The organism is Flavobacterium cheongpyeongense (genome assembly GCF_003202435.1).
GTDB lineage: Bacteria > Bacteroidota > Bacteroidia > Flavobacteriales > Flavobacteriaceae > Flavobacterium > Flavobacterium cheongpyeongense.
In genome coordinates this window covers 1-16,283 of the sequence record NZ_QJHK01000020.1, presented here as the reverse complement: position 1 = coordinate 16,283, position 16,283 = coordinate 1, and the positions used below count along the sequence as shown (strand labels likewise).

The window sequence follows — 16,283 nt, the reverse complement described above, 5'->3', positions numbered from 1 at the left end:
CGCAAATGTTTGATTCGATATTTGTTTAACAATTCTTATTATTTATAGTAGCAGACATCTCAAACGCAAGTTTTGTTGGTTCCAAAAATAGTTACAACTAGACGCCTTATTGCACTTCGATTTTAGTTTCTAAACATGTAAGTTTGAGATTAACAATTGATGATACTTTTTCGGACAGCCTCAGGTTTAGTATACAGAATGAATTACAAATTTCCAGATTAGGGTTTAGAGTGTTAAAATGTAGTATTATTTTTTCTTATTGCGGAAAAAGTTGCAAAGTTTGAAATAAAAATGAATTTTTTATTAATATTTTTTTAAATTCTTTAGTTTTGTGCTGAGAAACCCTTTAAGCAAAGAAAATCTCAATGAAGAATGAAAAAAGAGATATTGATTTATGGCATCAAATAAAAAGGGGAGATGTTCACGCTTATCATAAACTATATGATCGGTATATAAATACACTTTTTACATTTGGAATGCAATACACTAATGATGATGCTTTAGTACAGGATGCTATACATGATATTTTTGTCGATCTTCATCGTTACCGTACCACAATTGCAACAGATGTCGTTGTAAAATCATACCTTTTCAAATCACTTCAAAATGATATTTTCAAAAAATTAAAATCGCAGACCAAAACGGTGCGTCTTGATATTGTATCAGAAGGTGATTATAAAACAGATTCAGCTGAAGATGAACTTATCTTCAGTGAAACGACTTTAAATAAAAATGCCAGTTTAGCCTTGGCTTTATCTTCACTTACCAAAAAACAGCGTTATGCTCTTCATCTTCGATTTAGCGAAGACTTGTCTTATGAGGAAATTTCGTCTACTTTAGGAATTAGTATGGAATCCTGTAGAACTTTGATTTACAGGTCTTTAAAAGAACTTCGGGCTAAACTTTAAAAAAACTTTAAAAAAACATTATTTTTTTTGTCTATGTTTTTGCTTTTTGATTCTTATAGCTAATAGAGAATCTAAAAGAAAAATATTTTGTACCCAAATTTCAAAATTTTACCAAAAGAAGATAAAGCTGATTTAAAAGCGAGAATTGCAGAAAGTATTGCATTCGAAAAACAGCGTACCCGAAGAAAAAGACTCCGCACACTTTCCTGGAGTGTTGCCGCTGTGCTTTTTATAGGTTTAGGAATTACTATTCTTTTTAGACAAGAAGAAAAAGAAATAAGTCCAATTGAGCAATTTGCAAAAAACAATACAACAGAAGGTTCTTCTTTTGAAAAAAGTGATGAGGTTAAACTGGTATTATCAAATCAGGAATCTGTGACAGTCAATGACAGTACAACGATTGCTTATGACGCATCAGGAAATAAAATCAATGTAAATAATAAGCAGATAAAACAAACAAAATCTGTAGATGCACAATACAATACGGTTTTGGTTCCTTACGGGAAAAGAGCGCAGCTAAGTCTGGCTGATGGAACTTTAGTCTGGCTGAACTCAGGATCTAAATTGATTTATCCAACTACTTTTAATAAAGAAACCAGAGAAGTGTTTTTAGAAGGTGAAGGAATTTTTGATGTTGCACATAATGCTGCAAAACCATTTTTTGTAAAAGCAGCCAATAATTACAGTGTTCGTGTATTGGGAACCTTGTTTAATGTGAGTTGTTATTCAGCAGATGCTAAAGTTTCAACAGCATTACTAAGAGGAAAAGTACAGGTAGCTTATGCGAAAAAAGGCTTTTTCAATACTGATACGCTTCAAGCAGTTCTTAAACCGGGGATGATTGCATCTTTAGATAAAAAACAGCAGATAATTAAAACTACTGTTCAGAATGTTGAACCTTTATTTTCTTGGAGAAAAGGATATTATGAATTTTCAGAGCAAAGACTCTCGTTGGTTTTAGAGAAGTTGACCCGTTATTATAATGTGACTTTTGTAATGAACAGAAAAGCAAATCAAAAAGAAACTTATTCAGGAGCATTTACGCTTAATGATGATTTAGATAAAGTGGTAAAAACATTAGAAGCGACTACAGGTTTTGAATTTGTTTATAATGCTCAAACCAGAGCGATAACTATTAACTAAGTATTAACGACTAAAAATTAGGAAAGGCCTATGGTATAAGAAAAGAATTTGAAAATAAAATAATCTAACCCAAAACCAAAAAAAACCAAAAGATGCTGGAACATCTCTTGGCTTATGTAAAATTTTAATTGCAAATGCAATTATCGATAAACTAAAACAAAATTATGAATAAAAATCATGATATAGGCTTTGTATTGCCTAAAAAAATCATCAACCTTACTTTTATTTTATTTATGAGAGTATTCATTTTAGTTCTGTATTTAGGATTAACCAGTATCTACGCAAATGTTGTGAAAGCGCAAAATGAAATCTCTGTCAAAGTTCAGGGCGCTTCCCTTCAAACACTTTTTTCTGCTATACAGCAAAAGAGTGATTATGTGTTTTTTTACAATGATGATTTAATGTCATCTACAAAAAAAGTAAGTGTTAATCAATACGGAACTGTAGAGCAAATTTTAAATACTGCTTTAGCTAATACTGGATTAGATTATACTGTTATTGATAAACAGATAGTTATCAAGAAAAGAAAGCCTAAAACTACGTTAAATGAACTGGAACCTTATGAGGTTAAAGGAACGGTAACGGATAAAAAGGGGAATCGTTTAGTGGGCGTAAATGTCTCATTGGTAGGTACGCAAATTTGGGATATTACCCGCGAAAAAGGAGATTACAGAATAGAAGTAATTGCAACAGACTCGCTTAGATTTTCGTATTTAGGTTATAAAACAAAAACGCTGGCAGTTAAGGATAAAAAAGTGTTAAACGTAATATTGGAGCCTCAGGTCGAATTACTGAAAGATTTAATTGTTGTAGCTTCAAACGGATATACAGATTTACCTAAAGAAAGAGCAACAGGATCATTTGGAGTGATTGGAGCCAAAGAACTGGCTGAAGTTCCAACCGTAGATATCCAATCAAGAATAGAGGGAAAAATGGCGGGTGTAAAGGTTGACCCTAGAACAGGTTCTATATCTGTAAGAGGAACTAATAATTATGGTGGTACAGGTAGTCCTTTAATTGTAGTTGATGGTTTTCCGCAGGCAGAAGCCTTTGCCTTTAGTAAAAGAGGCGTACCGGGATCTTCTATTTTGAGTTATATGAATCCGGATGATGTAGAAAGTATCACTGTTTTAAAAGATGCAGCAGCAGCTTCAATTTGGGGATCTGCCGCTGCTAATGGTGTGATTGTGGTAGTTACTAAAAAAGGTAAAAGAGGTGAACCAGTAATCAGTTTCAATACTACTACGACTATCGGTGAGAAAATGGATTTGAGCAAACTTCGTGTTATGAATTCTGCTCAGTACATTGATTATGAGAAAGACTTGGTTAATGGCGGGTTTGTTGAAGATAATATTAACAATACAATTAGTTCTGGTGCAGCTAAAAATCCAAGTGCAGCTCAGGAAATTATGTTCAGACAGCAAAGAGGTCAAATTTCTTTGTCAGAGCGAGATCAGTTATTAGATCAGTTGGCACAAAACGATAATTTGGGGCAGATTAATAGATATCTGTTAAGAAATTCACTGACAAGACAATATGATTTGTCTATTAATGGAGGAACAGATAAAAGCACATATTATTTCTCTTTAGGGTATAATAAAGATCAGGCAGCGATGAGAAGTAACGAGTCTCAGTCTTATAATCTGACACTTAATAACACGTTTCAGCTTAAGAGTTTTTTAAAATTAAATACGGGTGTAAACTACGTAAATTCAACTTTTAAAGTAAATAATACAGTAAATGAAGCATTATCTAATGTTTCGGATTTTGCTTTGCGCCCGTATGATATGATTGCTGATGAAAACGGAAATGGTATTGACCGTTATATTATTTTCAGACCTGAAGTGGCACAAAGTTTTGAAGCAAAGGGATATTTGCCATGGACGTATAATTATTTAGATGAGTTAAACTATTCTAATGTAGTAACAAAAGGGAACAATATAAGATTAAATGCTAGTTTGACAGCTACAGCTACAAAATGGTTAAATTTTGAGGTCTCTGGTATGTATACCGCAATAGGAAATAAAACCAATTCGCTAAATGAATTAGACAGTTATTATACACGAAAGATGATTAATGAGGCTACTTCTGTTGGTTCAGATGGTAAATTAGTTTACGGAATACCAGTGGGATCGTATTTAAACAATACGCTATCAAATAGTGAATCTATAAACATGCGCTTTCAAACCAATATCAATAAAAACTTTAATGAAAATAACAGCCTTCACTTTTTGGCCGGTGCTGAAACCAGTGATATAAAAGCAGAAGGATCCAGCCAAAGATATTATGGGTATAACTTAGATACAAATTCTTCAATAGCAGTAAATCCAACATCCTATTATACGACTATTTATGATTGGGATACCATGATAGGTAGTTCTGACACCAGTATCAATAAATCGCATGTAAGAAAATTATCTTATTATGGATTAGGTTCTTATGATTTCATGAATAAATATCATATATCTGGAAGTGCACGTTTTGATGATGCTAATATACTTGGAGCTTCAAGAAGTGAAAGAGCAAGACCTTTTTGGTCTTTAGGAGGAAAATGGGACATTAATAAAGAATTTTTCTTAAGAAATGTTAATTGGCTAAATGATCTGGCATTGAGAGTTACTTATGGAGTAGGCGGAAGTATACCAACAGCAGGATTTGGTAGCAAAAAACCTATTATAAGCGTAGGGTCAGTAGATTATAATACAAATTTACCAACTGCTTCTATTTCTACCCCGGAAAATCCAGAAATTACATGGGAGACAACAAAAACAGTAAACTTTGGTTTAGATTATGGTTTCTTTAATAATCGCTTACGTGGTTCTTTTGAATTTTATAAAAAGAAAACAGATAATATTATAGCCAATGTACCATTTAACCCAACTTATGGATGGTCGTATCTGAATTATAATACAGCTTCATTAAAAGGACATGGTATTGATGCTACTTTGTCCGGATTAATAGTAAACTCAGGTTTTAAATGGAACAGTACTTTTAATTTTGCATATAATACTAATGAAGTTACAGATTCGCGTTATAAAGTGACAACAACTAATCAGTATTTAGCTGGGGGAGCAATGCTTGGAGAATCTATAGGAACTATTTACGCGTACCATTGGGCAGGTTTAGATGCTGCAGGACAATCTACTGTTTATAAAAAAGATGGTACAATTGTAAGCTCATCACAAGGTATTTCCAATATTGATAAAGACGATCTGAAAAAAATGGGAACTACTTTCGCTCCTTATTTTGGAGGCTTAATGAATGATTTTTCATATAAAAATTTCAGATTAGGCGTTCAGATTACATATTATGCAGGTCACATATTTAGAAATACGGTACTACAAAACTATCCTTCTTATTCAGGACTTCAGTATGGAGCTGTTGCTAAAGACGAATTAGTTGCACAAAGATGGAGACAGGCTGGCGATGAGGCTTCAACAAATGTTCCGGGACTTGCAAACATTAGTTATAATAGTTTGAACCGTTATCAAATGGCAGATATTAACGTGCTTCCGGCTGATAACGTAAGATTACAGCAAATTTCATTAGGATATAATGTTCCAAATAAATGGATAGAAAAAACTTTTATTAAGTCGTTAAGTTTCAATTTTGCGGCTAGAAATTTAGGTTTGTTATGGGTTAAAAATGATTTAGGAATCGATCCGCAATTTCTGTCAAACAATAACTATAATACGCTTGCACCACAGCGTAACTATACTTTACAGTTTAATTGCAGTTTTTAATTTTAAAAAATAGACTTATGAAATTTCTAAAATCCACACTATATATATTACTTCCGGTACTTTTATTACACTCTTGTCGAGATTACGTAGAAGTAGAACCGGTTGAAAACAACAGAGTTTTAAAATATACCTCTGATTACAGAGGCTTGGCTAATAATTACAGCGCTATAACAGCATCTGGAGGAATTTACCTTTTAGCTAATGCCGATGTCGAATTTCCTGTAACCTATCAAAATACTGTAAATACAATTTGGGCAAACAGTTATACATGGCAGGATAGAATCTACGATCCTTCTCAGGGAGACTCAGACTATATAGCATTATACAAAGCCGTTTATAACAGTAACGTAATTCTTGATGGGGTATGGAGCAGCGAAAAAGGAACTGATGCAGAAAAGAAAGAAATTTATGCCGAAGCTTTTGTGCACAGAGCCTTTGCTTATTTGCAATTAGTAAATACTTATGGTCCTCAGTTTGATCCTGCGTCTGCTAATTCGGAAAAGGCGGTTCCGCTATTATTAAATCCTGAATTATTTTCTTCTTTAGAAAGAAGTACAGTGGGTCAGGTTTACGATCAGATTCTTTCTGATTTAAAAAGTGCCTTGGATAATGATATTCAAGACACACCTCAATATAATGTTTTGCCATCAAAAAGAGCAGTTTATGCATTGCTTGCCAGAACATATCTGTATATGGGATCGTACCAATTGAGTTTGGATAATGCACAGAAAGCACTTGAAATGCAAAGCGGTCTGATTGATTTAAAAACGTTTGCCTCTGGTAATAGTTATCCCGTTTTAACTCAGAATCCAGAGATCATATTTTCTAAAACGCTATTACTTACCTACAAAGGAGCTCCATTATCAAATGATTTACTAAACAGCTTTGAAAGTAATGATCTTCGTTACAATTATTATACTATAGATGGTGCCAACTTTTCTCCTAGATACACAGGCAGAGGTTTTGCAATTGCAAATTATAGCCCGACCACAGGCATCAATATTGGAGTATCCGTTCCTGAAATGTATTTAATTGCTGCCGAATGTTATGCCAGATTAGGACAAACGCAAAAAGCAGTTGATAATCTAAATATTTTAAGAGCAAAACGATACAAGTCTGGAACAGCTTATGAGGTTGCTGCAGCAACGCCGAAAGAAGCATTAGATTTAGCTTTAACAGAAAGACAAAAAGAATTGATTGGGAGAGGATTTCGCTGGTTTGATCAGCGAAGATTGAATCTGGACCCTGTATATCAAAAAACGTATACAAGAGTTTTTAAAACGGTCACCTATACGCTTGAACCTAATAGTGATGGATATGTATTCCCAATCAATCAAAATTACATCGATTTAAATCCGGAACTAGGTAAATAAAAAACACACAAATGTTCAAAAAAATATCAAATATCAAATTACTGGTATTGGCTTTTTGCGCCTTTACCTTACAGGTTACAAGTCAGGAAACAAAGTTGAGATTAACCGGAATGGCTGATATCCCCATTCCGGGGTCAGCTTTAAATATGACCTATGATGCAAAAGGCGGTCCTTTGGAAAATATCAAAGAAATCAATGGTTATGCCTATGTTTTTAATGATTACAGATGGGAAATTGAAGACCTTAAAATGACAAAAAGCGGCACTGTATGGAATGTAGAATACACCGTTCCAAAAAATTGCGGTTTTATGGCATTTAAATTTTATGGCAATACTGATAACGGTCTTGTTACAGATACACAGCAGGACACAGGAAATATGCTGGTTGTTTTTAAAGAGCCAAAAGTAAAAATGCCCGGAGCAGATCTGGCCTGGGCGACTTTTAGAAACAAAGATTTCAATTCGCAGTTTGGCGGTTATTTTAAAGATTTTACCATTACCGGAGACGCCACAGAATATTGGCTGAAAAAAGAAGTTGCAGATCATGGTAACAATTTTCCAAAATTTATTGATACTTATATTAAAGTATTAAAAGTTCAGAAACCAGAGAAATTTGATGAATTAGGACATCGTTTTTTAGGAGATTTTGTTAAGAAGATGAACGGTCAGCCAGAAGAAGTTTTTCTAAAAGTTCACAATTTATACAAGTTTGAACTAAAAGATCAGGTAAAAGCAGATTCTCTTGAAACCGTAATTCAAAAACAATTTCCAAAAGGTGCTTTTCAAAGATTTAAAGCCTTTCAGAAAATTATGCCAATTGCAGATGCTGCAGAGAAAAACAAAGTTATAACGCAATTTTTAGCTGATTTCCCATACACTTCTGATGTGCCTGATTCTCAAAAGTATTTTTATGATAACATTGTAAAGACACAATTTGGATATTATTTTGAGACTAAAGATTACAAAAGTGTTTTGGCTTTAATTCCAACCATGAATTTTGCTAATCTAAATGATGTGTATCATCAAAATATCTCTAAAGCCTTGTATTTAAAAGTGGTTGATCCCGCAGTTATAGAAACAATGGCAGTGCCAATAATTAAACAGATGCAGCAAAAAGTAAATGATTTATCATACATGCAGGGGCTTTACTGGTCACCCAATCAAGCTACAGAAAATGCAAAAACACAGCTTAATAATGAGTTAGTGATTCAGATTCGTATGTATGATATGTTGAAAAAGTATAAAGAAGTTTTAGAAACTTTTGAATTACTGCCATTCGAAAAACGTTATGAAAAAGCAAGTATCAATGATATTCATGTGAGAGCATTGGAAACTTTAAACAAGCCAATTATTGAGGTATTGAAAAATGCAGCAAGAGTAAATGCTTTATCGGAAGACTCAACAACAAAATTAAAAGAAGCGTATTTAAAAGAAGGAAAAAAAGAGGCTGATTTTCCGGCTTATTTAGAGCAGTTGAAAAAAGAAAATAATTCAGAGCAGAAAATTGCATTAATGAATCCTGTTCCTGCTCCGGTGATTAAAGTGCAGAGTGCAGACGGAAAAGCAAAACAATTGGATTTAAACAGTGGTAAAATTATCGTAATTGATTTTTGGGCAACCTGGTGCGGGCCCTGCAAAAAAGCTTTTCCGGCAATGCAGCAATTGGTAACAAATTTTAAAGAAGATAATCAGGTTGAGATCTATTTTATAAGTACGCAGGAAAACAAAGAAGGATATAAAAAAGAAGCATTGGCTTATTTAAAAGAAAAAGGTTTAAAACTGGACACTTATTTTGATTTGGTTAAAAAAGACGGCGGAACGAATAACGAATCGTTTGCTAAATATGCAACCATTTTTAAATCAAGCGGTATTCCTAGAAAAGTCGTGATTAAAAATGGACAGATCCGTTTTGCTTCTGAAGGATATTCCGGAAATCCGGGACAGCTTGTAGATGAACTGACGGAAGTTATTAATGCTTTAAAGAAAGAATAAATTACTTTCGAAACCTTAGATTATTATGAAAAAAATAATTTTACTGTGTATACTCTCAATGGGTATACACAGTTTATCTGCTCAAAAAAAAGCGGTTGACGAGTCTGCTTACCAAACATGGAAAAGAATCAACAGCAAATCGTTATCGTATAATGGAAAATGGATGGCGTACAGCACCGTTTTTCAGGATGAAGAAAAAGAAAACGATAAGCAAATCATTATTCAGGAAACTCCAAAAGGAAAACGTTTGGTGCTGCATAATGTCAGCGATTTAAAATTCATCGGAAAAAAAGACTGGATTCAGTACAGCAAAAATGATAGTACACTTTTGCAAAACTTAAAAACAGGCGTAAAAAAGCTTTGGAAAACAAAACATTATACCAATGCTTTAGAAGGAACAGATATTTTGTATTATACACGCCCAGAAGCTGAAAAAGGAGATTTTTTTCTGCAGCGTTTGGTTTGTTTTAATTTAGAAACCAACGACAGCATTTCTGTAAATAACATTAAATCATCTCGATTTTTAAAGAACAAATCAATTGTTTATGTTCAGATAGAGAAAGATAAAGTGTTTTTAAAACACGGAATTCCCGGAGGAAACCAACAGACCGTTTACAGCGGAAAAGCAGCTGATTTTGGAGATTTTCAATTAAATGGAAATGAAGACGGAGGAAGTTTTACTTTGAAAGGCACCAATAGCGCCGATTTTAATAAGGTGTATTATTTTAGTTTGAAAAACAATTCGGTTAAACCAATATTGAATTATGATGATGTTAAATTAAATGATCCGGCATATTCGATTGCTAAAACCGCATACGGATTAAGTGAAAACACTAATTTTATTCAGTTACAGGTTTTTGGAAACAAACGTCCTGAAAACACGCAAATAGCAAAATCAGGAGTAGAGATTTGGAGATCTAATCAGGGAACAATGGAGCGCAGGCAAGAATTGTTACGAAATTCAAAAACACTGCCCGGTGAACCAAAATTTCTTTACGATATCAAAAATAATAAAGTTATTAAATTGGCTTCCGAAGGAGAGTTTGATCAGGTAATATTTCCGGAATCGGCTGATTTTAAAGTGCTTTTTGCTATTGATAAAAAACCGTATACTGTAGAAGTAGACTGGACTTTTAACGAACGCAATGATATTTATTGGATCGATGCTTCGACTGGAAAAGCTACAAAAGTACTAACAGGAGTTTTTGGAGGTATAGCATGGAATCCGCAGGGAAGTTTCGCTGTTTTTTATGATGAAAAACAAAAAGAATGGATGGTTTTTGATAGCACGTCAAAACAGTTTAAAAACGTAAGTTCTCAAGTTCCTTTCCCTGTTTTTGATGATAATGTAGATATGAAATCTTCTAATACGGCTTTCGGAATAGCAGGCTGGTTAAACAATGGAAATTCTGTCGTTATATACGATCAATTTGATATGTGGGCCATTGATCTTACCAATCAAAAAGCTCCTTATTGTATTACCCAGGGTTACGGAAGAAAAAATAAGGTCGAACTTCGATATAGTGAAAGCGGTTATATAGGCAATTTGGACCAGAAAAAATCAATTACATTAATAGGTTTTGATATCGTAAATAAATCGAAAGGAGTTTACAAATTTGCCAATAATACCGTTACTAAAATAGTTGCCAATCCGGAATATAATATAAGAGTTGAAGTAGTTTCGGGAGATAATTCGAGCGTATTATTTTCAAAAGAAAGTTATACAATTTTTCCCGATTTATGGTGGGCAAATGCTAGTTTTGGGTCACAGCAAAAAATTACCGATATCAATCCGCAGCAAAAAGAATATGCCTGGGGAACTTCAAAGGTACTGACTTGGAAAAGTTTTAGCGGAAAAGAAAATCAGGGAAATCTCTATCTTCCGGATAATTACGATAGCAAAAAAACATATCCGGTACTAGTTCATTTTTACGAAAAACATACCGAAGATTTTAATACTTATCAGGCACCGGAGGTTAGTACATCAAACATCAATATTCCAACGTATGTAAGCAGAGGGTATATTGTTTTTCAGCCAGACGTACATTATATATATGGAGAACCAGGAAACAGCACATATAACGACGTGATTAGCGGAATTGATTATTTAATTTCGAAAGGTATTACCGAAAAAGGTAAAATTGGTATTCAGGGACATAGTTTTGGCGGTTACGAGACGTCTTTTTTATTGACTAAATCAGATATTTTCAGTTGTGCCATTGTAGGTTCCGGAGTAAGTAATTTTACTTCCAATTATCCGGTTATGAGATCAAACGGAATCTCAACGATGTTTAAATACGAAGCAGATCAATATCGTATGAGCAGTTCTTTGTATGATAATTTAGAGGGATACATCAAAAATTCCCCTCTTTTTTCCGTTAAAAACATCAAAACGCCAGTGCTTATTTTTCATAATGATAATGACCGGGCTGTGCCGTATCAGGAAGGTCAGTCGTTGTTTTTTGCACTTCGCCGTTTGGGTAAACCTGCTTTATTGGTCAATTATAAAAAAGAAGGACATTCTCTTGAAGATACTGCCAACAAAAAAGACTGGACAAACAAAATGCAGCAGTATTTTGATTATTACTTAAAGGCTTCAGTAAAACCTGACTGGATGTAATAAAAACCGATACATGATTATAATGCTAAAGACTGTTATTTGAGGGTTTCTTATGAGGCCTTCAAATGGACAGCAGGAATTTCTTATACCAAATTCAAGAAAAATCAATCAAAAAAAAGAACATTAGAAATCAATAAACATGAAAGTAAAAGTATTTTTAGTGCATTTTATGGTACTGGGTTTAACTCAGCTATCTGCACAATTTAAAACAACAATTCCGTTGCGGAAAGATGTGGTAAACGGAACTTTAAACAACGGAATGCAATATTTTATTCTGCATAACGAATGGCCAAAAGACAGAGCTGATTTTTATTTTGTTCAAAATGTCGGAGCGATTTTAGAAGACGACAATCAAAATGGTCTGGCTCACTTTTTAGAGCATATGGCTTTTAATGGAACAGAACACTTTAAAGGAAAAGGCATCATTAATATGCTGGCAAAACACGGTGTTACTTTTGGTCGTGACATTAATGCCTACACAGCGCATGACGAAACGGTTTACAATTTAAGCAATGTACCGGTTAAAAATCCTGCCTTATTAGATTCCTGTTTATACGTTTTACACGACTGGTCTGGTTTTTTATCTTTGAAGGATGCCGAAATTGATGCCGAAAGAGGCGTAATTCATGAAGAATGGCGTACAAGAAGAAATGCCGATTTAAGAATTGGATCACAATTGGAACCTGTTATTTACAACGGCTCAAAATACGGGAAAAGAGATGTGCTGGGCGATATGGAGCTTATCCAGAATTTCAAATACAAACAATTAAGGGATTATTATAAAAAATGGTATCTGCCCAGCCATCAGGCTGTAATCATCGTAGGAGATATTGATCCTGCCAAAATAGAACAACAGGTTAAGAAAATAATGGGTTCAATTCCAATGTCTCACAATCCTGCAGAACGTACTTATGAAGCAATTCCGGACAACGATAAATTGTTGTATAAACTGGCTTTGGACAAAGAAGCCCAGAAAACATCAATCTCATTAAATTTTAAAAAGAGCAAACCTGCAGTTCAGGATTTTACTGCATTTGAAAATAGTATTGCGCAACAACTGGCTTTGCAAATGATGAACAATCGTTTTAGAGAATATACAGTCAATAATGAGACGGCGTTGCTTGGTGCAGGTTTAAGTTATTCTGGTTTAACCCGTTTGACTTCTTTTTTTACCTTAACAGTAAATCCTAAAAACGGACGGTTGTTAGAAGCTTTTCAACAAGCGTTTACCGAATATGAGCGTGCCATTCAAAACGGTTTTACAAAAGAAGAACTGGATCGTGTAAAAGAAAATATGCGTACCAGTTATGAAAATCAGTTAAAAAACAAAGATAAAATTGGTAATGAAAACTGGGCTTCGCAATTGCAGAATTATTTTTTAGAAGCTTCGCCGGTAATGAGTTTAGAAGACGAAGTGGAATTTGTAAAAACGACTCTGGTAAAAGTAGATGGTAATGAAATCAATAAAGTATTTCGTGCACTTCCGACAGAAAAAAATCAGGTTTTAACCGTTTCAGGACCGGAAAAAGAAAATAGTACCTATCCAGCAGAAGCTGATTATATAGCGGTAATGAAAAAAGTAAAAGAGCAAAAGTTAGAACCTTATACTGAAACAATTGCTAATACTGATTTGGTGACCGATAAACTTACGGCAAAAACAATTGCCAAAAGATTTGAAATTAAAGGAATCAAAGAAGCAAAAGGATATATTTTAGATAATGGAGCCAAAATAATTATCTATCCAACCACTTTGGCACAGGATCAGATTCTTTTTTCAGCGTTCAGTCCGGGTGGTATTTCATTATTGCCGCAACAAGACCTTGCCTCGTCGCAAATTGCAACAGTTTTGGCCAAAAACTCTGGATTAGGAGATTTTAAAGTTACCGATTTACAAAAACAACTTTCAGGGAAAACAGTAAAAGTGAGTCCGTTTATTGGAGAACATTACGAAGGTTTTAGCGGAAGTGCCGTAAAAAAGGATTTAGAAACACTTTTAGAACTGACTTATTTATACTTCAAAAACCCAAGATTTGAAGCGCAGGCTTACAAACGAATCATCGATTATTACAGCAATGCACTAGAGAATGTAACAGATGATAACAGTAAAATTTTTGGCGATACAATCGCTTTATTAGATACCAATCACAGCAAAAGAACTTTCCTTTTAAGCAAAGAAAACCTTGGAGAACTAAAGTTTGATGACGCTGCTAAAATCTACAAAGAACGTATTTCAAACGCTTCAGATTTTACATTTGTTTTTGTTGGAAATATTGCTGAAAATGACCTGGAAGTAATCAATAAATATTTGGGAAATATAGCAGGAAATAAAACTCAGGAAAAGTTTATCGATCATAAAACAGGAATGGCAAAAGGATTCTCTAAAGAAAAACTAATAAGAGAAATGAGCGTTCCCAAAACCAGTATTTATGTACATCTGGAAAACAGAAATGTGGCCTTTTCTGAGAAAAATCAAATTATGGCGTATATACTTTCTCAATTATTAGACAAACGTTATTTAGATAAAATCAGAGAAGACGAAGGCGGAAGTTACGGCGTACAAACACAAAGTTCATTATCTAAAAGCCCGAGTCCTGTTTTTTCTCTTGCTGTAAGCTTTGACTGTAATCCTGAAAAAGATAGCAAACTGCTTCAAATTGTGTATGATGAATTGGGGATTATTTCAAAAAATGATGTGTCAGATAAAGATCTCTCAGATATAAAAGAGGACTTAATAAAAAGCAATCAGCAGAATATTAAATCAAATTCTTATTGGATGAACACAATTGTAGATCAGTTAAAAACAGGAGATAAATTTGTTAGCAGCGATGCTTATGAAAATTTAATAAGAAGTATTTCTGTAAAAGACATTAAAAAATACGCAGGAGATGTATTGCCAAGTGCTGACAAAGTAGAAGTTGTGATGCAGCCTAAAGAGCCAAACGATTCTAATTAATATTATAAGAACGGCAATTCCTTACTTTAATTTAATAGTCTCTAAAAGAAAAACTTACGTTTTTTTTAAATTTGAATTAGTATAAAAATTTGTAGACTAAAAAGAGCTGTCTTGCCGGACAGCTCTTTTAAAATTATCAGCTTGTAGCCTAACGGGACAATTTCCGAACCTTTTTACTGATGATCTAGAGATGTATAAAACAAAAAAGCTCCAGATTTCTCTGAAGCTTTTACTCAGTAGCGGGAAGCATTGAAATATCTAACCAGATTGTTCAAGATTATTATAAAATCGTTTGTTGATAATATTATTAAAGTTTTACTGCTAAAAGTTCTTCACCTAATTTATGTAAAGCTGTCTCAATTTTTTTTGTTGTTGCTTCGTTCGGCTTTCTATGACCACTTGCATAGTGTTGAATTTGTTTTTGGTTAATTCCAGTTATTCTTTCTAAAGCTGAATTTGTAAAGACACCTTTGTAGTAGCTTAATAAACTTACAGTATCAAATTGATATACTATTTCATAGTCACCTTTTAAAACTGTAGGTATATTTTCGGATGTATTATATTCTTTAATTAAACGAATAGAATCTAAAACTGATTTTTTGACCTCCTCTACAGTTTCTCCTCCGGCGTAAATTCCCTCAACATTGACTGCGTAAGCAGAAAATAAATTATCCGTTTTTTCGATTATTATTTTAATTGCTCTCATGATATATAAAACTTAAGTATAATGTATGTGATATGTGTGATATGTGTTTCTTTCTCTATTGCGGTTTTCCGTACTTCAGTAGAGTATTTTCAGTCTCTGTTCTTTATCTTTAAAATAATAATGATAGTTGATTTTGCATTCTGTTACATTCTAAATCAACCGTGATCATTTATAATCCCATTTCTTTAACATTTTTTTTCTTAATCCTTCTCCAATTTCTTTTGCACCATGAAATGGTACGGGGTATTTTCTACCATCTTTTTCGTAGATGTAGTGGCTACCTTCTGCCTTCAAAAACATCCAACCACATTTCTTAATTTGGCGATGTAACTCCGATGATTTCATAGAACAAGTTTTTATAAACACAATTCGAAGATAGTAAAAATACTATCAAGAAATATATTTTTTGATGTTTTAAATTCCTTTATAGAAATTCGATCATCCAATTTTCTGAGAGTTATCACGAAGAGTTGTTTCAAAGTATTTAAAAACAAAAAAGCTCCAGATTTCTCTGAAGCTTTTACTTAGTAGCGGGAACAGGACTCGAACCTGTGTCCGCCGCGGCGGATATGAGCCCGACGAGTTAATTGTTGAGAATCAAATTTTTAATAAATTCTCTTCCAATTCCAGTTTTTAAATATTTTTCTTTTTTGATAGCTTCAGCTTTTGCATCGAAAAATTCAACATAAATTACTTTCCATGGTCTAAATTTTAGAGTGTAACCTTTTGTTTCAAGAACATTATGAGATTTAAATCTTTCGATTAAATTGGAAGTAAAACCAGTATAATTTTTCTTAAATTTTTCAGAATAAAGAATGTAAACAACAAATTCAGCCATATTTCAAA

The 16,283-nt window shown here is 33.5% G+C and carries 10 protein-coding genes; 7 read left to right on the top strand and 3 right to left on the bottom strand.

Annotated elements, in window-relative coordinates; translation table 11 throughout:
- Nucleotides 1-365 precede the first annotated feature (365 nt).
- From DMB65_RS18290 to DMB65_RS18260, 7 genes are all read left to right on the top strand, one after another.
- A complete protein-coding gene (locus tag DMB65_RS18290) occupies nucleotides 366-908 on the top strand; it encodes an RNA polymerase sigma factor (protein WP_110308078.1) in 543 nt (180 codons plus the stop codon).
- An 87-nt stretch (nucleotides 909-995) separates the two neighbouring features.
- Nucleotides 996-2,051, top strand: coding sequence for a FecR family protein (locus DMB65_RS18285; protein ID WP_110308077.1), 1,056 nt, complete (start codon nucleotides 996-998; stop codon nucleotides 2,049-2,051).
- 164 nt (nucleotides 2,052-2,215) lie between these two features.
- A complete protein-coding gene (locus DMB65_RS18280; protein ID WP_110308076.1) occupies nucleotides 2,216-5,794 on the top strand; it encodes a SusC/RagA family TonB-linked outer membrane protein in 3,579 nt (1,192 codons plus the stop codon).
- Nucleotides 5,795-5,811: 17 nt separating this feature from the next.
- Nucleotides 5,812-7,167, top strand: a complete 1,356-nt coding sequence (locus DMB65_RS18275; RefSeq protein ID WP_123955361.1) for a RagB/SusD family nutrient uptake outer membrane protein — start codon at nucleotides 5,812-5,814, stop codon at nucleotides 7,165-7,167.
- Between the two features lie 11 nt (nucleotides 7,168-7,178).
- Nucleotides 7,179-9,158, top strand: coding sequence for a TlpA family protein disulfide reductase (locus tag DMB65_RS18270; RefSeq protein ID WP_110308074.1), 1,980 nt, complete (start codon nucleotides 7,179-7,181; stop codon nucleotides 9,156-9,158).
- Nucleotides 9,159-9,183: 25 nt separating this feature from the next.
- The gene (locus tag DMB65_RS18265; protein ID WP_110308073.1) at nucleotides 9,184-11,778 is read left to right on the top strand and encodes an alpha/beta hydrolase family protein; all 2,595 of its coding nucleotides are present in this window, start codon (nucleotides 9,184-9,186) and stop codon (nucleotides 11,776-11,778) included.
- 139 nt (nucleotides 11,779-11,917) lie between these two features.
- Nucleotides 11,918-14,731, top strand: a complete 2,814-nt coding sequence (locus DMB65_RS18260) for a M16 family metallopeptidase (protein ID WP_110308072.1) — start codon at nucleotides 11,918-11,920, stop codon at nucleotides 14,729-14,731.
- A gap of 307 nt (nucleotides 14,732-15,038) precedes the next feature.
- Here the strand turns inward: DMB65_RS18260 and DMB65_RS18255 are convergent, their stop codons facing one another.
- From DMB65_RS18255 to DMB65_RS18245, 3 genes are all read right to left on the bottom strand, one after another.
- Complete coding sequence (locus DMB65_RS18255) at nucleotides 15,039-15,437, bottom strand: helix-turn-helix transcriptional regulator (protein WP_110308071.1); 399 nt, start codon at nucleotides 15,435-15,437, stop codon at nucleotides 15,039-15,041.
- Nucleotides 15,438-15,602: 165 nt separating this feature from the next.
- Nucleotides 15,603-15,782: a type II toxin-antitoxin system HicA family toxin gene (locus tag DMB65_RS18250; RefSeq protein WP_110308070.1), complete on the bottom strand. Its 180-nt coding sequence runs from the start codon at nucleotides 15,780-15,782 to the stop codon at nucleotides 15,603-15,605.
- A gap of 238 nt (nucleotides 15,783-16,020) precedes the next feature.
- A complete protein-coding gene (locus DMB65_RS18245; protein WP_110308068.1) occupies nucleotides 16,021-16,275 on the bottom strand; it encodes a GIY-YIG nuclease family protein in 255 nt (84 codons plus the stop codon).
- Between the last annotated feature and the right edge of the window lie 8 nt (nucleotides 16,276-16,283).

What these genes read in the sequence shown, in the direction of transcription:
- DMB65_RS18290 (WP_110308078.1), top strand. Translation starts at nt 366, where the DNA reads ATGAAGAATGAAAAAAGAGATATTGATTTATGGCATCAAATAAAAAGG.
- DMB65_RS18280 (WP_110308076.1), top strand. Translation starts at nt 2,216, where the DNA reads ATGAATAAAAATCATGATATAGGCTTTGTATTGCCTAAAAAAATCATC.
- DMB65_RS18275 (WP_123955361.1), top strand. Translation starts at nt 5,812, where the DNA reads ATGAAATTTCTAAAATCCACACTATATATATTACTTCCGGTACTTTTA.
- DMB65_RS18270 (WP_110308074.1), top strand. Translation starts at nt 7,179, where the DNA reads ATGTTCAAAAAAATATCAAATATCAAATTACTGGTATTGGCTTTTTGC.
- DMB65_RS18265 (WP_110308073.1), top strand. Translation starts at nt 9,184, where the DNA reads ATGAAAAAAATAATTTTACTGTGTATACTCTCAATGGGTATACACAGT.
- DMB65_RS18260 (WP_110308072.1), top strand. Translation starts at nt 11,918, where the DNA reads ATGAAAGTAAAAGTATTTTTAGTGCATTTTATGGTACTGGGTTTAACT.
- DMB65_RS18255 (WP_110308071.1), bottom strand. Translation starts at nt 15,437, where the DNA reads ATGAGAGCAATTAAAATAATAATCGAAAAAACGGATAATTTATTTTCT.
- DMB65_RS18250 (WP_110308070.1), bottom strand. Translation starts at nt 15,782, where the DNA reads ATGAAATCATCGGAGTTACATCGCCAAATTAAGAAATGTGGTTGGATG.
- DMB65_RS18245 (WP_110308068.1), bottom strand. Translation starts at nt 16,275, where the DNA reads ATGGCTGAATTTGTTGTTTACATTCTTTATTCTGAAAAATTTAAGAAA.